We start from the raw sequence: 24239 nt of genomic DNA, 5'->3' as shown, positions 1-24239 counted from the left end.
ATCGCCAGTGGCTAGCAACGAACAGCGTGGCAAAGAGGCCCTGTCCAATCTGGAACGGGAACTCGATTCCCGCGACCGCAAGGAAAAGTCCCGCCCGTGGTCTGTCGCAGCGCTTTCCGCCGTTGCCATCGCGCTGATTGGTGGCGGCATCTACGTCGCAGCCAACCAGGGCGACGAGGACAATCTAGCAACTGACGATACCTCCGCCGCTTCGGAGACTGACAACGCGGAACAGGAAGAATTCGACGCTTCCACCTTCGCGCCGATTGCTACGAAGCGCGAGAAGGCCTTGCCGGCTACCGTCTCGTGCACCTATGAAAACGAGGACGGCGCTGAGCTGCGCGCTGGCACCCCGCCGACCGAGAACGTGTCCACCGAAGGCACCGTCACCGTCGAGCTCGAGACCAACCAGGGTCCGATCGGTATGACGCTCGATCGCGCAGCTTCCCCGTGCACGGTCAACGCCATCGAGTACCTGACCTCCGAGGGATACTTCAACGACACGGTCTGCCACCGTCTGACCACTGCCGACGGGCTGAAGGTGCTGCAGTGTGGCGACCCGGATGGCACCGGTGCGGGTGGCCCTGGCTTCCAGTTCGCCAACGAGCTTCCCACTGACGAGGCACTCGACGGCATTGACACCGAAGGTCTCGACCTACCAGCCGATATGGATGAGGCTACCAAGAACCAAACCCTGCAGATGATGCTGCAAAACGAGCCTAAGCGCTATGACCGTGGCACGATCGCCATGGCTAACGCTGGCGCGGACACCAACGGCTCCCAGTTCTTCCTTAACTACGGCGACTCGGTCCTGCCGCCGCTGTACACCTACTTCGGCACGATTGACGACGAGGGCCTTGCCACCCTGGACAAGATCGCCGAAAAGGGAGTTGAAGGCGGCGGGACTGACGGCGCACCGGCAGATGAAGTACGCATCACCAAGGCCACTGTGAAGTAGCACTGTGCAGTAGCACTCCGCTCTTCCACACCGGTATCGCTATTGCACGCAACCCTCGCAGGCGATAGCATCCTGCAGAGATTCCGTTTCAAACCTTTTCAGTGAGGACCCTCATGAAGACCCGCACCAGCCTTATCGCCGCCGCTACCGTCACCGCAGTCGCCTTCACCGGTGCAGGTGTTGCTCAGGCTGCGCCGACTGTCGTCGGCGATAACACCACGAACACCACTAACGACAATGGATCTTCGTCCAACGAAGAGGGCTCGTCCACGCGCGACATGAGTCCGTCCGAGATCCAGGATTGGCTCGCCGTTGTCACCGCGATCATTGGCATCCTGAGCCAGGTGGCTACGGTTGCCATGAAGTTCATGCGCTAAAACGCGTCACTGCGAAAAGCGTCTCCGGTTTCTCGCCGGAGACGCTTTTCTGTTTCGTGGTCATTTCTCTCGCGCTGGGTCATGCAGGCCTATGAGTTCAAACGCAATCCATTCAATGTCTGCATACGAATCCGTCGTGACAAACGATGCACGCTGAGTGCTTAAGTCCAGCAGCAGCATCGAGGAGAATCCCCGCGTTGCACCGTTATGCCAGTACAGTTCGGTGCCTTTAATGTTCGCCCACGTAAATCGCGTACTGCGACGCTCAAGGATATGCATGGCGTACTTCGCCATGTCCGAGGTGGTCGAACGCAGGCCGCCGGATGGAGCTGTGCCGTCCATCTCCCAAGCTTGAACAGGTAGACCGAGTGCGGAGACTCCCCTGGGTCTATCCGGTCCGACTGTTCCAGGCAAAGCGACGTAAGTCTCCGTCATCCCCAACGGGTCGAGCACCCACTCTTTGATCAACGTCGGGTAGGTCGTGGTGGAAACCCTGGCCAGTAGAAACCCGAGCAAGTCGTGGCCGAGGTTAGAATATTCCTCCACGCCACGCTCTCGCAGTGTCGCTGACAGTGCCTGCTCGATGACATCCTCGGATGTGACTCCTACGTCAGGATTCAAGCCGAGAAGTGCTCGTGCAATGTTTCGCGGTCGTTGCTTGCCGGTTCGTGGCAAGCCCGAGGTGTGGTTCGCCAATTCAGCCAGCGTCACATCTGCTAATGCGTTACCTCGCACACGCTGCCCAAGCACATCTCCGACCGTTGTATCGGTGTCAACCAACCCCTTGGTAATGGCTTGCTCGAGCAGCTCGGCATTGAACGTCTTGGTTATTGAGGCAATCTCGAACTCAGCGTGCTCATCCGCCCCGAGCCCAGCAAAGTTGGCCTTTCCGTCTTCAACAACGCAAGCTGCAACATTACGAAGCGGATACGTATCCGCACTCGCTCGCATTGCCAATGAGGAAAGCAGTCGCACAAGAGACGCATCCCCTGTCAACTTTTGTGCAAGAGTGACCCGTTTGAACCGCATCGCAACCTTCCTATCAACGCAACGTTGAACAGGTCTCGAACGAGCTTAGGTTACGCAGTCACTCTGTAGACGTCGAACACACCTTCAATGTTGCGAATCTGGTTCATGATCGAGCCGAGTTGTTTGATGTCTGACACCTCAATGGTCAGTCGGATCGTCGCCACTCGGTCCTCCCCTGCTTGAGACGACATCGCGAGGATTGGGAGTTTCGCCTCGGAGAGCACCCCGGTGGTCTCGGTAAGCAGACCATTGCGGTCGAGTGCTTCCAGCTGAATTGTCGCGCGTGACGCACTCTTGGTGCCACCGGGGGCGGACCATGACACTTCGACGAGACGCTCTGGCTCGTCGTTAAGTTTGGTCGCGTTCGTGCAGTCAGTCCGGTGCACGGAAACTCCCCCACCACGGGTGACAAACCCGAAGATGGCATCGCCGGGGACGGGTTGGCAGCATTTCGCCAACTTCGCCATCACATCCGGGCTGCCCTCAACCAGGATCGCAGGGCCGTCGCCGGTTGTTTGCGGGCGAACAAGTGCAGAAACAGGGGTACGCGCTGTGAGGGCGTCTACGGCGTCATCGTCGCCGCCGAACATGTCCATGAGCAAGTGCGCGACGTGCGCTGCAGACACTGTTCCCGCGCCGATAGCCGTATACAGCGCATCAACGTCCTGGTAGTGCAAACGCGTTGCTACCTGGCGCATCGACTCGTTGGTAAACAGCCTGTGCAACGGCAGCCCGCCACGCTGCACCTCAGCAGCCAGGGCATCGCGACCCGCGTCGAGCTGCTCCTCGCGACGTTCCTTGGCAAACCACTGTCGAATCTTCGCCTTCGCGCGCGGGGAGACAACAAAGTCCTGCCAATCGCGCGTTGGCCCAGCGTTTTGATCCTTTGAAGTGAAAATCTCTACCCTGTCGCCGGACTTCAGCTCGGTTTCTAGGGTGACCAACTTGCCGTTAACCTTCGCACCAATGCAGCGGTGGCCAACTTCAGTGTGCACGGCGTAGGCGAAATCGACCGGAGTAGAGCCTGCCGGCAAATCCACTACATCGCCCTTCGGAGTGAACGCGAAAATCTGCTGGCTTGTCAGGTCGTAACGCAACGAGTCCAAAAACTCATTCGGGTCCGCGGCTTCCTTCTGCCAGTCAAGCAACTGACGCATCCACGCCATCTGGTCGACCTCGGCCTGATCGCCCTTGTGGGAGCCCTTCGTCTCTTTGTAACGCCAGTGGGCAGCCACACCGTATTCGGCGTTGTAGTGCATCTCGTGTGTACGCACCTGCACTTCAAGGGGGCGACCGGTCGTCGTCATCACCGTCGTATGCAGCGACTGGTAGACACCGAAACGCGGGTTGGAAATGTAGTCCTTGAACCTGCCCGGCATCGGCGAATACAGCGAGTGGACCACACCAACAGCGGCGTAGCAGTCATACACCGTATCCACCAGAACACGGATACCGACCAGATCAAAGATCTCCGCGAAGTCGTGACCGCGCACAGCCATCTTCTGATAGATCGACCAGTAGTGCTTCGGACGGCCCATGACCTCAGCCTGGATGCCATTCGTGCTCAACTCGCGCTGCAGATCGGTAGTGATCTCGCGCAGGGCACGGTCGCGTGACGGAGCGTGATCCGCCACAAGACGTACGATTTCCTCGTACTTCTTCGGCTGCAAAATAGCGAACGCGAGATCTTCTAGCTCCCACTTCACCGTCGCCATACCCAAGCGGTGCGCCAACGGTGCGATGACATCGAGCGTCTCCTGCGCCTTCTTCGCCTGCTTCTCCGGCGGCAAGAAACGCATCGTGCGCATGTTGTGCAAGCGGTCCGCGACCTTAATCACCAGTACGCGAGGATCCTCGGACATAGCAACGATCATTTTGCGGATCGTTTCCGCTTCTGCGGCGGCGCCGAGCGCGACCTTGTCCAGTTTGGTCACGCCATTGACAAGTTTGGCCACTTCAGGGCCAAAATCGCGGGTGAGCTCATCAAGTGAGTAGTCGGTGTCCTCTACCGTGTCATGGAGCAGAGCCGCCACCAGCGTGGTGGTATCCATACCAATCTCGGCACAAATCGTTGCGACGGCGAGCGGGTGGGTGATGTAGGGATCACCTGACTTGCGGAATACACCCTCGTGCAACCGCTCTGCCGTTTCGTAAGCAAATCCGAGCTGTTCCACGTCAGCCTTCGGGTGATACTTGTGGTGAATCGACAACAGCGGATCGAGCACTGGGTTCGTTCGCGGACGCCCACCTCCCGTAAGAGAGCGGGCCAACCTGGCGGAGACACTGCGCACGGTCGGGCCCGACCGTTTGACTGGTTTATCTGTCATGTCAGGACTCCTCCACTGTCAGCAGGTACTAAGTCTGTGATACTACCCGGCTAGTTTTCTTCTTTCCCCAAAACCACAAGCGGAGCGCCGTCGAGTCGCTCGCGCCCTCCAAGTCCCGGGACTTCCAAGACGACGACGTAGCCGGCAACTCGACCGCCGGCGCGCTCAATCAAGTCGCGCGCCGCGATCAAGGTCCCGCCGGTAGCCAGGACGTCGTCGACAAGCACAATGCTCTTGCCAGAGATATCCACCCCATTCGCGGGGATCTCCAGCGCAGCGGAGCTGTACTCCGTGGTGTACTCCTGGGTAATCACCGGTGGCGGCAACTTGCCCTTCTTGCGAATCGCAAGAATGCCGGTGCCCATCTCGTACGCCACAGCGGAGCCGAGCAAAAACCCTCGGGCATCAAGGCCGCCGACGAGATCGGCGCCGAGCTCCTTGCTCGCCTCGGCCATCTCTGCAATGACCACGTTGAGCGCAGCTGGGTCGGCAAGCACCGGAGTCAGGTCCTCGAACAGCACTCCCGGCTCCGGAAAATCCGGAACGCGGCGAATCTTGTCCTGCAGTGCCTCAAGAGCGGAAGCGTAAGGCTGACCGCCATGCGGGCTGATCGACGGGGTGGGCGACATGATTTCGGATCGTCTCCTGGTCAGGTTTATCGGGTTTTTAGGGTCGGGAATTACATTTGGTCAGTTGAACCATCGGTCCATGTTCCAGCCAATGCCGGAAAGTCCTGTATACGGCACCACGTTGCGCACTGCATTATCGACGACGAAGGTTCGGGGTTGTGCGGCCAGCGGAATCGATGGCAGCGTCTTCCACAGATGCCCCTCCTGGGCACGCAACGCCCCCAGATCCTGGGCGCGATTGTTGGCCGCTGGGTACTCGCTCATCGGGTCAACGACTCGCAAGATAGCGTCGGCTTCGCCGTCATGCACGGATTCGTTGCGCCACTCGTCGTACTCCACGTGAGGCAGGTCAGCGAGCGTCTTCCCCTCGCCTGTGACGTCGACGATCGTAATTCCTGCTGGCTCGCAGGTGCGGCGCATCGATTCCACCATCGCGGCCCAACGCTCGTCCGGATACACGTAACCGATACGCAACGTGGAACCCCGAAGTGCGGAAGCTTCCTGGATATTCACGTCCAAAAACGGGGCAGCGATATCTGCCATACGCTGAGCCAACGGGTCGGTGTGCTGAATGACATGCAACGGTGCAACTGGCACTTCAACCCCCGCCTTCTCACTTGAAGCGGCGGCAACAGCGCGAGGATCGATGCAACGTGCAAGTGCCTTCCGGTGATCCGGATCCGCCCAAAAACCAACCTCCGGCAGGGTCAACATCTCGGTGAGCTCACCGATGGCCGTTTTCACATCCAATCGATTGCCTTCTGCGTCCTCGTCGTACCACTGTGGTTGCAACTGCCGCAGGTCGCCGATCTTCATCGCCTTGGATGCTGCTAGCTCCGCAGAATCTACGGAACCAGGCCACACCACCATTGCTGCTGTCTGCGGAGCGTCCCCGTAGTAATGCTCATTAGCGACGAGCCGAACCTGGCCCTTCTCTCCTACCTCCGCAACCTTGAACGGGCCAAACGAGACTTGGAGTTCAGGATCGAACTCTTTGAGGTCAAACCCGTGGCGCCACACCTGCGCGATTGGTTTGAGTCGCTCCAGATCATCCGAGAGTAGATCAGCGACGAGGTCCTCGACAGATCGATTGGTCTTTGCAGCAACAGCATGTGCGGGAAGGACCGTGCCTGGTTCAAAAAGGCCACGCCAGCGTGCACCACGGCCTTCCTTGAAGGTCACAGTGAACTCTTTCGATCCGGGTGTGCACGACAGCGAATCCGTGTCGCCGAACAAAGGCATATTCGAACCGAACGTCGCCGGGTATTGTCCGGCAGCAAACGTCAAAAGATAGTCAGCGCAGGTGACGGGAGTGCCGTCCGAAAACACTGCCGCTTCCGACAAGGTGTAAATCACCTTGCGCTGATCCCCCGGCAGCACCTGGGTTTTTACAAGGTCAGTGTTGGGGATCAACTGTCCGCTTGGACCGGGAACATACACCCCGGGGTACAGGCGACCGGACAACGATTGCGCTAAGTCTGTCGATCCTTCGAGGGATCCAGCGTTTGTGGTGCGCAGATTGCTTGTTACCTGGTAACCGAAAAGTTTCGTGGACTCATCATCGTCGTTGTCTGAAGATGCGCACCCGGAAAGCACCAGCGCCGTTGCGGCCAACACAGCCGCAACCTTGCTGCCAATCACCATTTTCGGTCTCATGAGTCCACGCACCACTAGGTTTCAGCCGCTTTCTTACGCGTTCGGACGCCAGGTGCTTGTCGAAGATGCACCCGTGTCTTCCACAGGTCGAATCGGAGTAGCCACGTGGCGCTTCTTCTCTTCGACCGGTTCCTCTTCAACTTCTTCGACCTGGCCACGGCTACGGAATGCCTCAACCGCAGCATTGTGGTCCTTGTGCTCCTGACGGCGGTTTACCAGGCTGACCAACATCGGGGTGGCCAAGAACAACGAGGAGATCACGCCTTGAATGACGCCAATGAGCTGGATGAGCGCAAGGTCCTTCAAAGTACCCACACCCAGCATCCATACCGCGACAATCATCAGAGCGATGATCGGCAGCGCAGAAATAACCGAGGTGGAAATCGAACGCATTACGGTCTGGTTGACCGCGAGGTTGGCCTCTTCCGCGTAGGTGGATCGTCGAGAATCAAGCACTCCCGACGTGTTCTCCTTGACCTTGTCAAACACAATCACCGTGTCGTAAAGCGAGAACGTCAACACAGTCAGGAAACCGATGATCATCGCTGGGGTGATCTCAAGGGCGAACAATGCGTAGATACCCATGATGAGGATGGCATCAACCAACAGCGCCCCCATGGCAGCCAGCGCCATCGCGCGCTGCAAACGCACCGCGACATACACGGACGCTGCCAAAAGGAACACGACCATAGCCAGGAGCATGCGGTTCGTAATCGTGGAACCCCACGACTCCGACACGGTGGAGTCACCGATAGCGTCAGCGCTCGGCTCACCGTTGTGATCCTGTGGGTGGTAGGTATCGAAAATAGCCTGACGCGCGGCATCGATCTGCTCCTGCGAGAGGTGGGCAGAGTTGATCTCCAGCGTGCGGGCGTCGCCAGCGCCAACGATCTGGGTGAGCTCAGGTGTCACACCGGTGGCCTCGACGAAGGTTTCCTCGACCTCGGTCGCGACCAAATCGCCGGCAGGCATCGTCAGCTTGGTGCCGCCCTCGAAGTCGATACCCATGTTGAAGCCACGAATGAACATCGCCAGGATCGCGACCACCATAAGTCCGAGGGTGATGCTGTACCAGGTCTTGCGGTGCCCAACGAAGTCGAGGCCGCCGGAGCCGTCATACAGCGATTCACGGTCGCGACGTGCAAAGCCGCGCTTCGTCGTGGGGGTTTCGGTCGTAGCTACAGTGCTCGACATGATTAGGCCTCCTCATTCGCGGCGGATGCTTCCACGGAAGCTTGTTGCTTGACGACGACGCCGTCGCCCTCCTCAAGATCACCTGCAGCGCGGCGTTCTTCTGCGGTGCGGAACGCGGCACCCATACCGTTGACAGACGGCTTCGACCAGAAATTGCTGCGAGATGCGAGCACCAGAAGCGGCGCAGTGACCAGGAAGGTGACCAACAGGTCGAAGATGGTTGTCAGACCCATGGTGAAGGCGAAGCCCTTGACATCGCCAACTGCCAGGAAGTAGATGATGACCGCACCAATCAGAGTCACCATGTTGCCTGTGATGACCGTCTCCTTGGCCCGTTCCCAACCGGACGCGGTCGCCGAACGGAATGTCTTGCCGTGGCGTACCTGGTCCTTGATGCGCTCATAAATCACGATGAACGAGTCTGCAGTCGTACCGATACCGATGACCAGACCAGCGATGCCCGACAGGTCGAGCGAGTATCCAATCCAGCGACCGAGCAACACGAGCATGCCGTAGACAAGCAAACCCGCTGCTGCCAGGGTGACCAACGAGATGAAGCCGAAGAGGCGGTAGTAGGCGAAAACGAAGATCGCCACCATGGCAAGACCCACCAGCCCCGCATACAGGCCAGCCTTCAAGGAGGCCTGACCGAGTGAAGGGGGAACCGTCATCGCAGTTCCGCCTGGCTCACCGTTTTCACCGGCGAACGACAGCGGCAGTGCTCCGTAGCGCAGGTTGTTTGCGAGCCCCTCAGCTTCCTCTTGAGTGAACTGACCCGTGATCGAGGTTGCGGAGCCGACTGGGGTTGCGCCCTGGATAACTGGCGCGGAGATCACCTGGGAGTCAAGTGTGATTGCGATCTGCTTCTGCAGCATCTCACTGGTGAGTTTCGCCCAGGTAGCGGAACCGTTGACATCACCAGCCTGGCTGAAGGCGAAGCTGATCTCCATCTGTCCCGACTGCGGGTTGTATCCGCCGGTAATCGCGCGGCTGGTATCAATCTGCTCGCCGGTCAGGCGCGGGCCTTCCGGATCTGTTACACCGCTGAGCAGCGGGACCTCGTCAAGCAACATCGCCTGACCGGTCGACGGGTCACAAGCGACTAGCGGAAGATCTTGCTTATCCGAGCCAGCGAGCGGGTCGGTTGCCTGGCCGAAGCAGCGTGCGGACATCAACGTCAACGCAGCGTACTGCTGAGTCGGGTCAGTCGACTGGCGGGTCTTCCGCAGCATTTCGGTTGTTTCCTGGCGGCGCTCAGCGGCCTCAACCGGACCGTTCGGTTCCGGCAGTGGTTCAGCGGAAATCTGTGGGACGTTCTTCGGCTCTGCTGGCGCTTCTTCCTCGCTTGGCGCGACGTCCTTGCCAACCTCTGGGTTGTTTGCATCGCCTGACTCAGCAGCTTTGGCCTGCTCCTCGGCTTGTTTCTCAGCCTGCTCCTTGCGAGCCGCGAACTGTTTCAGCAGTGACTGGCCCTCTTCGGGCGTGAAGATGCCGTACTTTACCCACTCGTTCGCCATATCCAAGATGGCTTTATCTGCTTCAGCTGGGTTTGCAGCCGGAGGGTCAAGCACAGGTCGGAAGAACAGCTGGGAGGTCTGTCCGATGTTACGGATCTCCGAGGTATCGTCACCAGCTGCTTCGATCACGATGGTGTTGCCATCGACGACGACCGATGCGCCCGAGACGCCCATGCCGTTGACACGGTTCTCCAGAATCCGACGAGCATCCTGGAGCTGTTCTGACGTAGGCTCTTCACCCTGCGGCACCAGTGTCACACGAGTACCGCCCTGCAAGTCAATACCTAGCTTCGGGGTAGCACTCTTCGTGCCGGTAAAAAATACAAGGGCGTAGACGCCGATGACGATGAGAGCGAATAGGGCAAGCGCCTTCGCGGGCCACTGCCGCTTCGACTTCGCCTCGCCGGATCGCCGAGTGCGTGTAGACACTGAGCAGACTCCTCTTTGTTCAGGCTCGGGTTTTCCGCCTTACACCGGCGCACACGCCGATCCAGCAGCATCTTTCAAGGTGCGGTGGACACAAACAATCGCGCGAGCCGGTGATGGCACAACGCAAATATGCTACGCCATCAGGCCAGAAAAACTTAGTTGGGTACCTCATTTGTGTCGACAGGTGCCACAGGCTCAATCTTGCGCATCACACCAGCCGTATCCATCGTCACGGCTACACCCGGGGCAAGCTCCACAAGCATGGTCTCGCCATTGTGCTCCACAACCGTGGCGTGGAAGCCTGCAACGTTGACAATCTGATCGCCAGGCTGAATCGACTGACGCAGTTGTTCAATCTGAGCCTGACGCTTCTTCTGGCCACGCATCATGAGGATGGAAGGCAGCAAGAACAAGGCCAGAATGACAATGAGCAAAATTGGTTCCATGAGAAACCATCATTGCACAACACAATCGTGGGCTTAGTAGAGCGGCATCTGCCCAGGCGCTTCGGGAGGTGCCTGCAAACCCAAGTGCTCCCACGCGGCGGCGGTAGCAACCCTCCCCCGGCCTGTTCGCGACATCAGTCCCGCGCGCACCAGATAAGGCTCACAGACCTCTTCGATGGTGCCGGATTCCTCGCCAACCGCGATCGCAAGGGTCCCTACACCTACCGGGCCACCGCCATGTCCCCTGATCAGGGCGCCAAGCACAGCACGGTCGAGGCGATCTAGCCCTAGCTCGTCGACATCGAACACTTCGAGCGCACTTCGTGCGGCATCCAGGTTTACCCTGCCGTCGCCATGGACCTCAGCCCAGTCGCGCACTCGACGCAGGAGTCGGTTCGCAATTCGCGGGGTTCCACGTGAACGCGAGGCGATCTCAACCGCAGCGTCAGTATCAATCTGCACCCCAAGGATGTTCGCTGCACGGCTGACAACCTTGGTGAGGTCGTCGACATCGTAAAACTCCATTTGAGCTGTAAACCCAAAGCGGTCACGCAACGGGCCGGTGAGCATACCTGCCCTCGTGGTTGCCCCGACAAGGGTAAACGGAGGAATCTCTAGCGGAATCGATGTCGCGCCCGGGCCCTTGCCAACAATGACGTCGATACGGAAATCCTCCATGGCCATATAGAGCATTTCCTCAGCCGGCCGTGCGATGCGGTGAATCTCATCGATGAAGAGCACATCGCCCTCCATCAAGTTAGACAACATCGCCGCCAAGTCGCCTGCCCGTTCAAGAGCAGGCCCGGAGGTCATGCGCAACGACGTGCCTAATTCCTGTGCGACGATCATTGCCATGGTGGTCTTGCCCAGTCCAGGCGGACCAGACAGCAAGATATGATCCGGCGTCACACCACGATTTCGGGCGCCCGTAAGCACAAGACTGAGTTGTTCTCGTACCTTGGGTTGGCCGATGAATTCCTGAATGGACTTCGGACGCAACGAACGCTCAATATCGTGTTCGTCGGCCTGCACGTTGGCGTCGACAGGCGACGGTGCTTTCGCTGAAAAACCTTCAGGGAGCTGGAACTCGGTCTTTTCCACATCAGACATTGCGCTTTAGCCTACTTCTTGCCTAAATGCGTCAGCGCTTGACGCAACAACGCAGAAGCGTCGAGATCCGGCTGGTCTGTTGTCAGCTGATCTACGACCGACTGTGCCGTACGCTCTGGGAATCCGAGTCCGACCAGCGCTTCCACAACCTGTTCCGAGGCGTAAGTGGTGGCTGGCTTTGCTGCTGTATCAGCCCCCACACCGTTTGGTGACTGCGCCGGCAACATCGCTTCAACTTTGTCCTTGAGCTCGAGGATCATGCGCTCGGCCATTTTCTTGCCCACGCCGGGGATCGTTTGAACCTTCTTCGCGTCACCGTTTGCAATATGCGTCGAAAGCTCGCCAGGCTCAAAAACAGACAACGCGGCAATAGCCAACTTCGGCCCCAAGCCAGTCACGGTCTGCAACTTATGGAACATCTCGCGCGATTCATTGTCGCCAAAGCCATACAAGGTGACGCCGTCATCTTTGACCACCATCGAGGTCATCACTCGATGCGTTTCACCACGCACAAGACCGCCAAGCGTTTGCGGTGTAGCAAGAAACCTATAGCCCACCCCAGAACACTCAATGACCGCATGGTCGAGACCAATAGCGAGCACCTCACCGTTGAGAGAATCAATCATTGCACTGCCGCCTTCGTATTGGAGTATTGAAGTTGTTGGAGATGTTGCGTTCGAGCGATAAGTGGCGCGCGCCAGCAGTGACAGACTGCAATGGCCAGCGCATCAGCAGCATCTGCTGGTTTCGGCGCCTCACTCAAACCAAGAATGCGCGTGACCATAGTGGTCATTTGCTTCTTGTCCGCACGTCCATTGCCAGATATTGCTTTCTTTACCTCTGAAGGGGTGTACATGTGCACCGGGATGTCACGCTCCGCAGCGGCTAAGACCATGACACCGACAGCGTGCGCTGTGTGCATCACCGTGGAGACGTTGCCACGTTCAAAGATACGTTCCATAGCAACAACATCGGGCTGGTAATCATCCATCCACTCGCCCACCGCCCGAGAGATTCTGAGCAGGCGCTCCGCAAGCTCCGCGGTTGAGGGAGTTCGCACGACGCCAACTGCTACGGGAATGATCTGGCGGCCACGACCTGCCTGCACAACAGACAAGCCACAACGCGTCAGACCGGGATCAATTCCCATCACCCGTAGTCCTTCGAGGTTCACGCAATCACTCCTTCGCTCATGACACATATGTTCTACCACAACGTGCGAAAAAGGCGCGCCCCCGAAGAGGGCGCGCCGGTTCACGACGAAGTGTTATGCGTCGAGCTGCGCTGCAACCTCGTCAGAGATCGTCATATTGGTGTAGACATTCTGGACGTCGTCGGAATCTTCCAACGCGTCGATCAGGCGCATCATCTTCTGTGCGCCTTCGAGATCAAGATCGACCTGAACGTCAGCACGGAATTCCTGGCCAGCGTCTTCAATCTCGATGCTTTCACCGATCAGGGCCTCACGCACTGCAGGCAGGTCAGTCGGCTTGCAGGTAATTTCGAACTCCTCACCGAGGTCGTTGACTTCCTCAGCGCCGGCGTCGAGCACTGCCATCAGCACGTCATCTTCGGAGAGATCACCCTTCTTGATCGTGACCACACCGGTGCGCTCAAACATGTAACCGACAGAACCGGACTCGCCCAGGTTGCCACCATTCTTGGTCATGGCGGTACGTACCTCGGTTGCGGCACGGTTGCGGTTGTCGGTCAAGCACTCAATCAACACAGCAACACCGTTGTTGCCGTAGCCCTCGTACATGACAGTTTCCCAGTCGGATCCGCCGGCTTCCTCGCCGGAGCCACGCTTGCGAGCGCGCTCGATATTGTCGTTGGGGACCGAGGCCTTCTTCGCCTTGCGGATCATGTCATCGAGGGTCGGGTTAGCAGCGGGGTCACCGCCGCCTGTGCGGGCGGCGACCTCGATATCCTTGATCATCTTCGCCCAGAGCTTGGAACGCTTTGCATCGTTCGCCGCTTTTTTGTGCTTGGTCGTTGCCCACTTTGAGTGGCCTGCCATCGAGCACCCCTTCATTCCTCTGTTGACGGTTAACAGAGCGCAAGTATACGCCAGCTGCACAAATACGCTGTTACTGGCCGTCGGTGGCAAACTGCGGCACTACCGCCGTACCGCCAAGACGGAAAAACCGCACCAGAGGTCGCAACTGCAGCGCCAACGTATCCGCAACCGCATCGTTATAGAACCGCCGGGCGAGTTCTACTCGGGTATGTGCATCACGGAGTTCAGCCGGTACGTCGCCACTGCTTTGCGACGACTCCCTGACCGCCTGCATCAGATCCCCCTCAGCGCCAAGACGCAGCCGAAGATCCTTCGAGCTGAACCGAAGCGCCTCCGTTTCGTGAGCCTGCTGCGCGAGCTCGGGAAACAGCGCCGCAACTACAGCGCAGCGGCGATCAAGAGCAGCCTGCAGCGCATCACGGGACCTATCCAAACGAATATGCAATCGGTGAAGTCGCTGCGCAGTGTGAAACGCCCAGACAGCCACGATGACAACGAAGATCAGCGCGACGACGAGAAGCACGATACCAAATGTCATCGCTCAATCCTCACCTTCTCGTTGTAGGAAACAGCCTCATACACAGCGCAAACACGGTTCGCCACCACTGACCAATCGAATTCCGTGGCGCGACGTACGCCTCGGTTAATCAAGTCGTTGCGGTAGGTGGCGTCGTCGATAAGCAGCTGCAACTGCTGCGCCAAAGCATCGGGATCCCCCGGCGGAAAGAAGGCCGCAGCGTCAGAGCCAACGGCGGCAAAAGCAGGGATATCGCTGGCTACCACGGCACACCCCGCCGCCATTGCTTCGACCAGAATGATACCAAACGACTCGCCACCGAGGTTCGGGGCAACAAAAATGTCGGCGCGGCCGAGAATCTCGACCTTTTCATCCTCCGTAACCTTCCCAGCGAAACGCACCCCGTCCATTTCGCGTGCAGCACCTCCGCCCATCACCGTCACCTGAGGAAGGCGCGGAAGACGCTCCAGTGCAGTCAAGAACACATCGAGGCCTTTACGTGGCTCGTCGAGTCGCCCAAGGAACACAACCTCCACGTCTGTAGAGTCATTGCGCACACCACGAGCCCGCGCGAAGCGTCGCGTGTCAACTCCGTTCGGAATGATCACAGGGTCAGTGCCAATCTGCTCTGCCTGCCACTGCCATGCCAACTCGCTCACTGCGATTCCGGCACGAATCTTCTCCAAGTTCGCACGCAACGCAGGCAGCGCTACTTTCAGCGCGTAGGAGCTCTCCGCAGAGGTGTGATAGGTAGCCACGATCGGACCCGCAGCTATTCGGTTCGCAACCATGGCGTAGCCCGGCGAATTTGGCTCGTGGATATGCAGCACATCGAAATCGCCGAGTTCGATGAATCGCTTGGTCGTCCTCACTACTCGCGGGCCAAACGACAAGCGCGCAACAGAACCGTTGTAAGGAATCGGAACCGCTGGCCCGCCTCGAGTTACCCATTCGGGCAACGGCGTATCGGCAGATGCAGGGCCAAGGACTTCACTGTGATGTCCCATTTCCCGCAACCGCTCCGCCAAGTCAAGGACATGCACTTGAACTCCACCAGGTTCATCAAAAGAATAGGAGCAGACTAGCCCAACCCGCATCGGCTAGGTCTCCCTTGAGATGTCTGAACGGTTGTCGAGCGCCCAGCGCCTCCCGCGAACCGGGACATCGACAGGCCACAACGGCTGCAGCATGTGCCAATCCTGCGGGTGGTGGGCAATCGCGGCAGCGAACTCGTCTGCAATTGCCTGCACCGTTCGCTCAAGCGTGGTCACTTTCAGCGCAGGTGCAACGCTCATCCCCCAGCCAGGATCCGTCTGCGAACCTGCAAACCACGTATGCACCGTGTGAAGGCCCGCGCCTGTCTCCAATGCCAACTTTGCTGGCCCTGCAGGAAAAGTCGTATCCTCGCCGAAAAATGTCACTGGCACACCTCGACGCCCAAGGTCGCGCTCTCCCATCAAACACACGATGCCCCCGCCTTGGAGGACCTCTTTGAGCCTTGCATAGGGAGGAGTTTTCTCCCCGGTGAGGGCAAGTACTTCGAAACCCAGACTTTCGCGATACTCCACGAACGAATCAAACAGCTTCTCAGGCCTGAGCCGCTCAGCAACCGTTGTAAACGTTCCATAGTGCTTTGCAAGCCACATTCCCGCCATATCCCAATTCCCGGAATGCGGCAGAGTCAGTACGACCCCGTTGCCAGCATCGATCGACTCCTGCAAATACTCCCTACCAACCAGACCTGCAGTGAGTCGCTCATCCAAGTTTGGATCATCCGCAATGCGAGGCAGTTGGAAAGCTTCGAGCCAATATCTTGCGTAGGAACGCACGCTGTCACGCACCAGCTCCTTGGTGACGTTTTCTGCACCGACGACGCGTGTGAGATTGCGGCGCAGCATGTCCATTCCGGCGCCGTCGTTTGATACCCAATCCGCACCAGCAGCAGCTAACGGACGCGTGAGGCACTCCGGAAGCGCCCCGACGATCTTCCACCCGGCGATGTAACCCGCCGAAGACACACGCATTCCAATGCCGCTCATCTACGCCCCTGCTGGTGGCGCCATCTTCGCGTTCGCCTGATCGTCTCGCGCGGCGAAGACCAGCCGCTGCACCACGGTAAACAACGACCCTGCTAACAGAATCCAAATTGACACCACGACAGCGTTCGGCACCCCAAACCCCTCGAGCGCTAGCCCGCCCAAAGCAAGGATCAAACGCTCTGGCCGTTCAATGAGGCCGCCGACGACGCTGATGCCGCCGGCTTCAGCGCGCGCCTTGATGTAGCTGATCGCCTGCGAGAGGACCAACACAGCTAGGCAGGCTGCAACATGGGCCGCAGACAAGTCCGCAACGTAGACCATCCACATCGCAATCGACCCAAACAGGGCGCCGTCCGTGAGACGGTCACAACTGGCGTCTAGTGTTGCGCCGAAAGCCGTCCCACCACCACGTAATCGCGCCATGGTGCCGTCCACCATGTCACACGCTGCAAAAATCGTGCTCAACACCGCTGCCCACACGAGATGATCCGTCGGGATGAGAACCATCATCGCCAGCATCGTGGCAATCGTGCCGGCAAGAGTGATCATGTTCGGCGTGACGCCGGCTTTCAACAAGCCCTTCGCCACCGGTTCCACGACAACAGCTGCCGGTTTACGCCCATGCACACTAAGCATCGTGGCTTCTCCCCTCGCCCTGTTCGACCTCGCGCCACCCCTGCGCCAGCAGCTCGCGAGTCTCTCGCAGGAGCTGCGGCAGAACCTTGGTTCCGGAAAGCACAGTCATAAAATTCGAGTCGCCGGACCAACGCGGAACCACATGCAGATGCAGGTGATCTCCAACCGACCCTCCGGACGCTTTGCCCAGGTTCAAACCGACGTTAATCGCCTCTGGGCTCGACACCTGCTTCAGCGTCTTTACCGCATGCTTGGCAAACGCCATCAGTTCGGTTGTTTCTTCGTCGTCAAGCGCCTCAAGCTCCGCGACCTTGCGATACGGCACAACCATGAGATGTCCGGCGTTGTACGGATACAGGTTCAACACCGCGTATACACGCGTGCCACGGGCAATAATCAATCCGTCTTCGTCGCTGAGTTTCGGTATCTCTAGAAACGGGTCATTGCTTTTCGACGATCTCGGCGCCGACGCAATGTAACTCGACCGGTAGGGCGCCCACAGACGTACAAGACGGTCAGGAGCCCCTACACCGGTATCGATGTAGGGGTCCTCGCCATGATTACTGCCGCTGGGCTGCAACGTTTGCCTCACTCGGCTGATCGTTACGTTTCGCCGCGATCCAGTCCGCGATGATCTCCACTGCCTCATCGACATTCACGCCGTTGATCTGCGTGCCATCAAGGAAGCGGAAGCTCACAGCGTTGGCATCAACGTCACGCTCACCCGCAAGCAGCATGAACGGGATCTTGTTCGTGGTGTGCGTACGGATCTTCTTCTGCATGCGGTCGTCCGAGTGGTCAACCTCTGCACGAATACCGCGCTCGCGCAGCTTTGCGACGACCCCATCAAGGTGGTCGGCAAACGCATCAGCAACCGGAATACCCACAACCTGGTGTGGCGCCAGCCATGCCGGGAACGCACCCGCGTAGTGCTCGAGCAGCACGCCGAAGAAACGCTCGATCGAGCCGAAGAGTGCACGGTGGATCATCACCGGACGCTTCTTCGAACCGTCAGAGGCGGTGTAGGTCAGGTCAAAGCGCTCAGGAAGGTTGAAGTCCAACTGGACGGTCGACATCTGCCAGGTGCGACCGATGGCGTCGCGTGCCTGCACCGAAATCTTCGGGCCATAGAAAGCGGCGCCGGCAGGGTCCGGAACTAGCTCAAGGCCAGACTTCTTCGCCACCGACTCGAGAATGCTCGTGGAACGCTCCCAGATGTCGTCGTCGCCGATGTACTTCTTCGGGTCCTTCGTGGACAGTTCGAGGTAGAAGTCATCCAGACCGTAGTCCTGCAGTAGCGAGATGATGAACTCCAGAACGCTGGTGAGCTCTTCTTCCAGCTGCTCCTCAGTGCAGTAGATGTGAGCATCATCCTGGGTAAAGCCACGAGCACGAGTCAGACCGTGCACCACACCAGACTTTTCGTAGCGGTACACCGTGCCGAACTCGAACAAACGCAGCGGAAGTTCGCGGTAGGAACGACCACGAGAGTCGAAGATCAGGTTGTGCATCGGGCAGTTCATCGGCTTGGCGTAGTAGTCCACCGGCTGCTTAGTCACGTTGCCGTCGGCGTCAACCTCACCGTCGAGCTTCATCGGCGGGAACATGCCGTCCGCGTACCAATCCAGGTGACCAGACTTCGTGAAAAGGTCACCCTTGGTCACGTGCGGAGTGTTGACGAAGGAGTAGCCGGCTGCCACGTGACGCTCACGCGAGTGCTGCTCCATGGTCATACGCACGATGCCACCGTTCGGGTGGAATACCGGAAGACCAGAACCGACCTCGTCTGGGAAGGAGAACAAATCCAGCTCATTGCCAAGACGGCGGTGATCGCGCTTCTCAGCCTCCTCGAGCATGGTCATGTACTCGTCGAGCTTTTCCTTCGACTCCCACGCAGTGCCGTAGACACGCTGCAGACCAGCATTGTCCTGGTCGCCTCGCCAGTAGGCAGCGGACGAACGGGTCAGTGCGAATGCCGGGATGTACTTCGTCGTTGGCACGTGCGGGCCACGGCACAGGTCATGCCACTCCACCTCGCCCGTGCGGGGATTGACGTTGTCGTAGTGGGTCAGCTCGCCTGCACCGATTTCAGTAGCTTCGTCAGAATCTGGGTCGACGTTGCCCTTGTCGTTGATCAGTTCGAGCTTGTACGGCTCATCCTTGAGATCCTCGGCTGCTTCCTCCACGGATGCGTAGACACCGCGGACAAACTTCTGGCCTTGCTTGATGATCTTCTTCATACGCCGTTCAAGCGTTTTCAGATCTTCAGGCGTAAACGGCTCGGCGACATCAAAGTCGTAGTAAAAGCCGTCTTCAATCGCAGGGCCAATGCCCAGCTTGGTTCCCGGGAACTCCGCCTGAACAGCCTGTGCAAGTACGTGCGCACAGGAGTGGCGGATAACCGAGCGACCAAGCTCAGTGTTTGCCGGGACAGGAGTGAACGTGGCGGTTTGCTCCGGCACGTGGGAAAGATCTTTGAGTTCGCCCTCTGCATCCAAGACGCAAACGACGGCGTCGTCGCCCTTGTTTGGCAAGTTCAACTCCCGCATCGCTGCACCCACGGCGGTGCCTGCGGGGACCTCGAACGTTGCAAACTCGACTACTGCTTCGTTTGACATAGGTGTCGTGCGCTCCTTTGCGCGTCATTGGGCTGCGTCATACCTGGACGCAACCCCATCGTGCTGTTCACTGTCCCGACGGCGCAGACGCACGCCGGTCGATAGGGATTCTACCCCCGAGTGCCGGAAAGTACGGCTTCGCCCCAGTACGTATCACCGGAGTTACCACTACCCGGCTCCACAGTGCCCGGTGGCACCCAGTACACCGCGGAACCAATGTGAGTCGTCCATTCGTTAAGGCGATCCATCTCCAGCAGACGGCGAAGCACCGGCGTGAACTGGATATCCGGGTCCTTGTGGAAAGTCAGAAAGACCAAGCCTGCATTTGAGAGACCTTTCGAGTTCGGGTCCGGCGGAAGGTTGTAGTTGTACGGTCTGCGTAAGAAACGCTGCTCCGGATGGTCCTTCGGCGGCATTGCTCGCGCCATGTGCGAGTTCCTGTCAATGACGGGCAGACCGTATTCATCAATTGCATCGAGATCTGGTTTGTCGAATTCGCTGTCGCCAGTGAGCGGGGCACCGTCGCTCAACCTGCGGCCGACAGACTCCTCGCGTGAAGCCCGGTCGAGCCGCTCCCAATCGTCGAGATCCATCGCGATCCGGCGCACTACCAGTGAGGAAGAGCCATCCTCGTGAAACACCTGCTCCGCGAATTCATCGTCCGAATGTGGGTTGACGGTTCCATCGACTTGACCGAAGAGGTTGCGCGGGGTTTGGCCTTTCGGAATATTGCCGTAGGCGTTCATGAACCCTTGCTGCACCCACGCAGTTTTTACGTAGTCCATCCCTGCGCGGGTCATGTGGCGCATTACCCATGCACACACCATCGGGTCATCCGAGCAGATCTGGAGAACGATATCGGTTTGTCCCCACTCTGGAACGAGTTTCTCCCGTGGCATCGGCTCAATGTCGTGCAGCCACGCCGGCTTACTTTTGGGGGCGGCGACGTCAAAGATTCGCTCGCCCAAGCCGCATGTGATTGTGAGGTTTGCTGGCCTGTCTACCATTTCTGGCTCAAGGCTTGACAAAGGGTTGCGGCCGGAGACGAGCTCTCGCGCATCTTCCGTCCACAACCGCATTAGACGGCGGATTCCATCGGCCTCCACGCCGTCTTTGAGGTTGAACCCAACGAGGTTGAGATTCGCTTGTGTAGTCGTTTGGATGCCTGCCTGATGAGCGCCATCGAATGCGATAGTTGATTCGGTAAGTGCCCGTGATGCAGTTTCGCGATCATCCTCACCGCTACACGCAACGAGCGCCATGCTTGATGACGCAACCCCCGCCACCCCAGCCGCACCGGCCAGAAACACCCGGCGGGAAACTCCGCCACGCTGTGGCTTAACCATTGAATTCGCTCCTCCTAGTGCTTGTGCTCAGCGGTTTCGCTGTGCTCGGCGTGTTCGCCATGCGCTGCATCGTCGCCGTGCTTGTGCTGGCTGTGGTCCATGACCTGGCCATCCTCGCCGTAGTCCTCATCGCCCGGCAGCATGGTACGGACGGCTACTTCCGGAATATCAATGGTGGTGCCACCCTCAGTCAGCAGCGTGACATCAACGGTGTCTCCAGCAGGAATCTCGTCCGGGTAGCCCATCACCATGAAGTGGTCACCGCCCGGCTTCAGCTCGTAAGTGCCACCGGCCGGAATGACGATGCCCCCCTCCTTCTCCTGCATGACGCCATCCACAACCTCGTGGATTTCGTACATGGCTTCACCCAGCGAGGTAGTGAAGCCAATCACGTGGATGTCTTCATCCGTGCCATTTTTCAAGGTGCCAAAGATCGCCGTCATATCACTGCCATTTTCTGCGTCCTTGGCAGCCTTTGCACGCACAGTGCCATCGACGAGTTCAACGTCCGAGGTGGCGGCAGCATCCGTGGCAGTCTCACTTGCCGACGTTGCAGCGGACGAGGTAGCTGTGTCGGTTGCCGCCTCATTGGAGTCGCTGGAGCAGGCGGTCAGCGCCGGGGTCAAAGCGAAAGCAGCGACAACTGCCGTGGCCATCAAACGATTCTTCATCATGTTTCCTTACTGCGCGCCTTTGCGCACGTCATCAGTTATGGTCTTGCTCTTCTTCGAACGATTCGTCACGGCCAACACCGCGATGACCGCAAGCACGATGGTGCCAAGAGCAAGCAGCCAGAGAGCAGAAACGCTTGAGTTTTCATTCGTTTCTGCAGCGTTAGTAGCGGTCGAATCCTGTTGCGATTGCGAGCCAGCGCCATCTGGCTGATAGCTAAACGAGGTCATGCCCTTAGTTGCGTGTCCGTCGGACGAGACGATTTGGAAGCCAACTTTGTAGTCTCCGGCCTCCGGCTGCAGATCTGGCGGAAGATCGAGTGCGACGTTTCGGCCCTCAATTACCGGTTCGCCGGTGAACAGCACATCCGTGCTTCCATTCTCCGTACGTGAGATGGCGACGGTATTGAAACCTTCCTTGGGCTCGCCAGAAAACTCCAGCTCGATCCGCTCAGGAAAGTCCTGCACCACAGACTTGTTTTCGGGGTTGGATCCGATAACAACGTCATGCGCAACCGCGGGAGCCGAGGTAACCAGAGCAGTTGCCAACGCCGCGGCAGCAATACCGCCCACTCGTGCAACTTGCCTGCAATGTGCAGGTTTGGGCATTTCGTCTCCTTGTTCAAACTATTGAGTGCGTAATTTTCGCACTCGAAATGAGTAGTCGCCTAAAACGGCCGAATAGTTCCCACACTGGCACAAAACCCCCAATATTGGCAGCTAGGAATCGCAGGCCCCCGCCCTGACTGCCTGAAGAAAAAGAAAAACCGTCAGTTTCCTGACGGTTTGCGTTGTGGTCCTAGCTGGGATCGAACCAGCGACCTTTCCGGTGTGAACGGAACGCTCTTCCACTGAGCCATAGGACCGAACGAGTTGCTAGATTACACGGATGGAGCGCCACGGACGAATCCGCAGGCCACAGCCACTTTCCCCCCAAGAGAGCCTTCCCCTGCCTAGTTTGACACCTTGAATCGCGTGCGGCTCCCGAGAATTACATCGCTGAAACCTCATTAACCAACCCGCACCAAGTGCCGTGAACTGCCGATTTGGATACAAGCGGTGAATGAGGATAAGGTTTGTTCTCGCAATCAGCGCGGTAAGCGCGGAGAGCATGCGGATGTAGCGCAGTTGGTAGCGCATCACCTTGCCAAGGTGAGGGTCGCGAGTTCGAGTCTCGTCATCCGCTCCAGTTCCATCAAGGAACGTGGGCGCGATTAGCTCAGCGGTAGAGCACTACCTCGACACGGTAGGGGTCACTGGTTCGATCCCAGTATCGCGCACAGAGGGTTTCCCCCTCGTCAACTGAATACAAGATGCGGATGTAGCGCAGTTGGTAGCGCATCACCTTGCCAAGGTGAGGGTCGCGAGTTCGAGTCTCGTCATCCGCTCCAAGTACTTCGGAGTTCCCGAATACTTTGGAGGTAACTCCACGGTGGATTGGTCGAGTGGTTAGGCAACGGTCTGCAAAACCGTGTACACGGGTTCGATTCCCGTATCCACCTCCAAGCTGTCACCAGCCAAGCGCGATTAGCTCAGCGGTAGAGCACTACCTCGACACGGTAGGGGTCACTGGTTCGATCCCAGTATCGCGCACAGAGGGTTTCCCCCTCGTCAACTGAATACAAGATGCGGATGTAGCGCAGTTGGTAGCGCATCACCTTGCCAAGGTGAGGGTCGCGAGTTCGAGTCTCGTCATCCGCTCCACAAAAGACTGTCTATCGTTTCGGTAGGCAGTCTTTCTTTTATCCCCTTTTCTATAGGCGCTGCAATTGCCAAGCCCCGAAACGTACCGCGCAAATGCTCCAGTGCACAAGAAGCAGAATCAACAGCACAAAGGATAATTGGGACCACCCCTGGTACCAAGCCCCTAAGCACAGCGTTCCCACCGGGAATGTGGCACCCCACCACCCCGGACCGTAGGGCGCAATTGTCACTACCGCCTGGTAGAAGCAATACATTGCGAACAAGGAACACGGCACTCCGATCACGAACATGACAATGCCGTAGAGGTGGGCGTCGAAAAGCACTGTAGATGCGGCCGTCGATTGCCCGACGACGCCTAGTGGGATCCAGGCTGTACCTGCGGCTGCGCCACTTGGGTGGTAACGGTGGCGCATGAATGACCAAAAGCAATAGGCAAACAGCGGAATTGCCGTTGTCAACGTGAGCCAGAAACACACCACACCGACATAGTGGTAGAGCGCTCCATGCTCATCGGATAGCTGCCCTCCAGACGTTGCGGCCACCATTGGCGTGACCAACGCAAGGCCCCAGGGAAACGCAGGTTTTCCATAGAGGCTCGGTCGCTTCCAAAACGCCCAAAGCTGCCACAAACACACTAGTGCGGAAAGCGGTGCACCGATCCACCAACTGGCCAACTGGAATCCATCGTTACCGGTCAGCGCGGTCCACGCTGAGCCGCAAGACAGTAGCCCCATCGTGTACATGCCCCACGCCGCCATATTTTGGTGGCGAGGAGGCTCATGTCGAGCGCCCACCGTAAAAACCGCAAGCAACACAGCGGCACACAGGGCGAACGCGATCTGGCAGAGACGAAAGCCATGCAAACCAGACAAGGTGGAGGCAATTGAAGTGCCCATCAAGGCACCGGCCCACGCCGGACCGTACTTTGGCAACTGCATGATAGCCACGCTATGCCTGTTCCCAACCTATTAGCGAATCTGTGGCCTGTGTCAAATTTTGTGGACGGGTAAACCCGT

23 protein-coding genes and 7 tRNA genes are annotated in these 24239 nt (G+C 58.4%); 8 read left to right on the top strand and 22 right to left on the bottom strand.

Going from position 1 to position 24239, the window contains the following annotated elements:
- Nucleotides 1–7: 7 nt before the first annotated feature.
- Nucleotides 8–958 carry a peptidylprolyl isomerase gene (locus tag HMPREF2785_RS08780; protein WP_070614980.1) on the top strand — a complete coding sequence of 317 codons (951 nt, stop codon included), beginning with the start codon at nt 8–10 and terminating at the stop codon, nt 956–958.
- A gap of 113 nt (nt 959–1071) precedes the next feature.
- On the top strand, nt 1072–1335 hold the full coding sequence (locus tag HMPREF2785_RS08775) for a hypothetical protein (RefSeq protein ID WP_070614977.1): 264 nt from the start codon (nt 1072–1074) through the stop codon (nt 1333–1335).
- Nucleotides 1336–1395: 60 nt separating this feature from the next.
- Here HMPREF2785_RS08775 and HMPREF2785_RS08770 read toward each other — a convergent pair whose 3' ends face one another.
- The 21 genes from HMPREF2785_RS08770 to HMPREF2785_RS08670 all read right to left on the bottom strand — a co-directional run bounded on the left by HMPREF2785_RS08770 (nt 1396) and on the right by HMPREF2785_RS08670 (nt 22385).
- Nucleotides 1396–2286, bottom strand: a complete 891-nt coding sequence (locus HMPREF2785_RS08770) for a serine hydrolase domain-containing protein (protein WP_168164686.1) — start codon at nt 2284–2286, stop codon at nt 1396–1398.
- A 128-nt stretch (nt 2287–2414) separates the two neighbouring features.
- The gene (locus HMPREF2785_RS08765) at nt 2415–4691 is read right to left on the bottom strand and encodes a RelA/SpoT family protein (protein WP_083279516.1); all 2277 of its coding nucleotides are present in this window, start codon (nt 4689–4691) and stop codon (nt 2415–2417) included.
- 50 nt (nt 4692–4741) lie between these two features.
- Nucleotides 4742–5320, bottom strand: a complete 579-nt coding sequence (locus HMPREF2785_RS08760; RefSeq protein ID WP_070423077.1) for an adenine phosphoribosyltransferase — start codon at nt 5318–5320, stop codon at nt 4742–4744.
- A gap of 60 nt (nt 5321–5380) precedes the next feature.
- On the bottom strand, nt 5381–6976 hold the full coding sequence (locus HMPREF2785_RS08755) for an ABC transporter substrate-binding protein (protein ID WP_246821217.1): 1596 nt from the start codon (nt 6974–6976) through the stop codon (nt 5381–5383).
- 33 nt (nt 6977–7009) lie between these two features.
- A complete protein-coding gene (secF, locus tag HMPREF2785_RS08750) occupies nt 7010–8173 on the bottom strand; it encodes a protein translocase subunit SecF (protein WP_371327150.1) in 1164 nt (387 codons plus the stop codon).
- Complete coding sequence (gene secD / locus HMPREF2785_RS08745; RefSeq protein WP_070570428.1) at nt 8173–10116, bottom strand: protein translocase subunit SecD; 1944 nt, start codon at nt 10114–10116, stop codon at nt 8173–8175. The genes secF and secD overlap by 1 nt, the downstream gene beginning before the upstream one ends.
- A gap of 155 nt (nt 10117–10271) precedes the next feature.
- Complete coding sequence (yajC, locus tag HMPREF2785_RS08740; protein WP_070451334.1) at nt 10272–10562, bottom strand: preprotein translocase subunit YajC; 291 nt, start codon at nt 10560–10562, stop codon at nt 10272–10274.
- A gap of 33 nt (nt 10563–10595) precedes the next feature.
- Nucleotides 10596–11672: a Holliday junction branch migration DNA helicase RuvB gene (gene ruvB, locus HMPREF2785_RS08735; RefSeq protein ID WP_070423072.1), complete on the bottom strand. Its 1077-nt coding sequence runs from the start codon at nt 11670–11672 to the stop codon at nt 10596–10598.
- A gap of 11 nt (nt 11673–11683) precedes the next feature.
- Entirely contained in the window at nt 11684–12298 is a 615-nt protein-coding gene (gene ruvA / locus HMPREF2785_RS08730) for a Holliday junction branch migration protein RuvA (RefSeq protein ID WP_070614972.1), read from the bottom strand.
- A complete protein-coding gene (ruvC, locus tag HMPREF2785_RS08725) occupies nt 12295–12846 on the bottom strand; it encodes a crossover junction endodeoxyribonuclease RuvC (RefSeq protein WP_070820288.1) in 552 nt (183 codons plus the stop codon). The genes ruvA and ruvC overlap by 4 nt, the downstream gene beginning before the upstream one ends.
- Nucleotides 12847–12939: 93 nt before the next feature.
- Nucleotides 12940–13692 (bottom strand): YebC/PmpR family DNA-binding transcriptional regulator, encoded by a 753-nt coding sequence (locus HMPREF2785_RS08720; protein ID WP_070423069.1) that lies wholly within the window; start codon nt 13690–13692, stop codon nt 12940–12942.
- Between the two features lie 70 nt (nt 13693–13762).
- Nucleotides 13763–14230, bottom strand: coding sequence for a LemA family protein (locus tag HMPREF2785_RS08715; RefSeq protein WP_070614970.1), 468 nt, complete (start codon nt 14228–14230; stop codon nt 13763–13765).
- Complete coding sequence (locus HMPREF2785_RS08710; protein ID WP_070614968.1) at nt 14227–15306, bottom strand: glycosyltransferase family 4 protein; 1080 nt, start codon at nt 15304–15306, stop codon at nt 14227–14229. Before HMPREF2785_RS08710 ends, HMPREF2785_RS08715 begins: the two co-directional genes overlap by 4 nt.
- Nucleotides 15307–15309: 3 nt before the next feature.
- Nucleotides 15310–16248 (bottom strand): phosphatidylinositol mannoside acyltransferase, encoded by a 939-nt coding sequence (locus HMPREF2785_RS08705; protein WP_070614967.1) that lies wholly within the window; start codon nt 16246–16248, stop codon nt 15310–15312.
- Nucleotides 16249–16884 carry a phosphatidylinositol phosphate synthase gene (gene pgsA / locus HMPREF2785_RS08700; protein WP_070570439.1) on the bottom strand — a complete coding sequence of 212 codons (636 nt, stop codon included), beginning with the start codon at nt 16882–16884 and terminating at the stop codon, nt 16249–16251.
- The gene (locus tag HMPREF2785_RS08695) at nt 16877–17533 is read right to left on the bottom strand and encodes an ATP adenylyltransferase (protein ID WP_083308950.1); all 657 of its coding nucleotides are present in this window, start codon (nt 17531–17533) and stop codon (nt 16877–16879) included. The genes pgsA and HMPREF2785_RS08695 overlap by 8 nt, the downstream gene beginning before the upstream one ends.
- Nucleotides 17445–19502: a threonine--tRNA ligase gene (thrS, locus tag HMPREF2785_RS08690; RefSeq protein WP_070614965.1), complete on the bottom strand. Its 2058-nt coding sequence runs from the start codon at nt 19500–19502 to the stop codon at nt 17445–17447. The genes HMPREF2785_RS08695 and thrS overlap by 89 nt, the downstream gene beginning before the upstream one ends.
- 110 nt (nt 19503–19612) lie before the next feature.
- The gene (locus HMPREF2785_RS08685) at nt 19613–20764 is read right to left on the bottom strand and encodes a Dyp-type peroxidase (RefSeq protein ID WP_246821215.1); all 1152 of its coding nucleotides are present in this window, start codon (nt 20762–20764) and stop codon (nt 19613–19615) included.
- Between the two features lie 98 nt (nt 20765–20862).
- A complete protein-coding gene (locus HMPREF2785_RS08680) occupies nt 20863–21519 on the bottom strand; it encodes a copper chaperone PCu(A)C (protein WP_070484859.1) in 657 nt (218 codons plus the stop codon).
- A 9-nt stretch (nt 21520–21528) separates the two neighbouring features.
- Nucleotides 21529–22128 (bottom strand): copper resistance CopC family protein, encoded by a 600-nt coding sequence (locus tag HMPREF2785_RS08675; protein ID WP_070614960.1) that lies wholly within the window; start codon nt 22126–22128, stop codon nt 21529–21531.
- 185 nt (nt 22129–22313) lie between these two features.
- A tRNA-Val gene (locus HMPREF2785_RS08670) sits at nt 22314–22385 on the bottom strand.
- 247 nt (nt 22386–22632) lie between these two features.
- Here HMPREF2785_RS08670 and HMPREF2785_RS08665 point away from each other — a divergent pair.
- The 6 genes from HMPREF2785_RS08665 to HMPREF2785_RS08640 all read left to right on the top strand — a co-directional run bounded on the left by HMPREF2785_RS08665 (nt 22633) and on the right by HMPREF2785_RS08640 (nt 23223).
- A tRNA-Gly gene (locus tag HMPREF2785_RS08665) sits at nt 22633–22708 on the top strand.
- A gap of 19 nt (nt 22709–22727) precedes the next feature.
- Nucleotides 22728–22799 (top strand) — tRNA-Val (locus tag HMPREF2785_RS08660).
- Between the two features lie 35 nt (nt 22800–22834).
- A tRNA-Gly gene (locus HMPREF2785_RS08655) sits at nt 22835–22910 on the top strand.
- Between the two features lie 40 nt (nt 22911–22950).
- Nucleotides 22951–23024, top strand: a tRNA-Cys gene (locus tag HMPREF2785_RS08650).
- 16 nt (nt 23025–23040) lie between these two features.
- Nucleotides 23041–23112: transfer RNA gene (locus HMPREF2785_RS08645), tRNA-Val, on the top strand.
- A 35-nt stretch (nt 23113–23147) separates the two neighbouring features.
- Nucleotides 23148–23223: transfer RNA gene (locus HMPREF2785_RS08640), tRNA-Gly, on the top strand.
- Between the two features lie 50 nt (nt 23224–23273).
- Here HMPREF2785_RS08640 and HMPREF2785_RS08635 read toward each other — a convergent pair.
- Nucleotides 23274–24161, bottom strand: a complete 888-nt coding sequence (locus tag HMPREF2785_RS08635; RefSeq protein WP_070615174.1) for an SLAC1 family transporter — start codon at nt 24159–24161, stop codon at nt 23274–23276.
- Nucleotides 24162–24239: the final 78 nt, after the last annotated feature.

This window comes from Corynebacterium sp. HMSC067D03 (genome assembly GCF_001811185.1).
Classification (GTDB): domain Bacteria; phylum Actinomycetota; class Actinomycetes; order Mycobacteriales; family Mycobacteriaceae; genus Corynebacterium; species Corynebacterium coyleae.
This window is presented reverse-complemented; position numbering and strand designations above follow the sequence as displayed.

What these genes read in the sequence shown, in the direction of transcription:
- HMPREF2785_RS08775 (WP_070614977.1), top strand. Translation starts at nt 1,072, where the DNA reads ATGAAGACCCGCACCAGCCTTATCGCCGCCGCTACCGTCACCGCAGTC.
- HMPREF2785_RS08770 (WP_168164686.1), bottom strand. Translation starts at nt 2,286, where the DNA reads ATGCGAGCGAGTGCGGATACGTATCCGCTTCGTAATGTTGCAGCTTGC.
- HMPREF2785_RS08765 (WP_083279516.1), bottom strand. Translation starts at nt 4,691, where the DNA reads ATGACAGATAAACCAGTCAAACGGTCGGGCCCGACCGTGCGCAGTGTC.
- HMPREF2785_RS08760 (WP_070423077.1), bottom strand. Translation starts at nt 5,320, where the DNA reads ATGTCGCCCACCCCGTCGATCAGCCCGCATGGCGGTCAGCCTTACGCT.
- HMPREF2785_RS08755 (WP_246821217.1), bottom strand. Translation starts at nt 6,976, where the DNA reads ATGAGACCGAAAATGGTGATTGGCAGCAAGGTTGCGGCTGTGTTGGCC.
- yajC (WP_070451334.1), bottom strand. Translation starts at nt 10,562, where the DNA reads ATGGAACCAATTTTGCTCATTGTCATTCTGGCCTTGTTCTTGCTGCCT.
- ruvB (WP_070423072.1), bottom strand. Translation starts at nt 11,672, where the DNA reads ATGTCTGATGTGGAAAAGACCGAGTTCCAGCTCCCTGAAGGTTTTTCA.
- ruvA (WP_070614972.1), bottom strand. Translation starts at nt 12,298, where the DNA reads ATGATTGATTCTCTCAACGGTGAGGTGCTCGCTATTGGTCTCGACCAT.
- HMPREF2785_RS08720 (WP_070423069.1), bottom strand. Translation starts at nt 13,692, where the DNA reads ATGGCAGGCCACTCAAAGTGGGCAACGACCAAGCACAAAAAAGCGGCG.
- HMPREF2785_RS08715 (WP_070614970.1), bottom strand. Translation starts at nt 14,230, where the DNA reads ATGACATTTGGTATCGTGCTTCTCGTCGTCGCGCTGATCTTCGTTGTC.
- HMPREF2785_RS08710 (WP_070614968.1), bottom strand. Translation starts at nt 15,306, where the DNA reads ATGCGGGTTGGGCTAGTCTGCTCCTATTCTTTTGATGAACCTGGTGGA.
- HMPREF2785_RS08705 (WP_070614967.1), bottom strand. Translation starts at nt 16,248, where the DNA reads ATGAGCGGCATTGGAATGCGTGTGTCTTCGGCGGGTTACATCGCCGGG.
- pgsA (WP_070570439.1), bottom strand. Translation starts at nt 16,884, where the DNA reads ATGCTTAGTGTGCATGGGCGTAAACCGGCAGCTGTTGTCGTGGAACCG.
- HMPREF2785_RS08695 (WP_083308950.1), bottom strand. Translation starts at nt 17,533, where the DNA reads ATGAGGCAGTGGAGATCATCGCGGACTGGATCGCGGCGAAACGTAACG.
- thrS (WP_070614965.1), bottom strand. Translation starts at nt 19,502, where the DNA reads ATGTCAAACGAAGCAGTAGTCGAGTTTGCAACGTTCGAGGTCCCCGCA.
- HMPREF2785_RS08685 (WP_246821215.1), bottom strand. Translation starts at nt 20,764, where the DNA reads ATGGCGCTCGTTGCGTGTAGCGGTGAGGATGATCGCGAAACTGCATCA.
- HMPREF2785_RS08680 (WP_070484859.1), bottom strand. Translation starts at nt 21,519, where the DNA reads ATGAAGAATCGTTTGATGGCCACGGCAGTTGTCGCTGCTTTCGCTTTG.
- HMPREF2785_RS08675 (WP_070614960.1), bottom strand. Translation starts at nt 22,128, where the DNA reads ATGCCCAAACCTGCACATTGCAGGCAAGTTGCACGAGTGGGCGGTATT.
- HMPREF2785_RS08635 (WP_070615174.1), bottom strand. Translation starts at nt 24,161, where the DNA reads ATGCAGTTGCCAAAGTACGGTCCGGCGTGGGCCGGTGCCTTGATGGGC.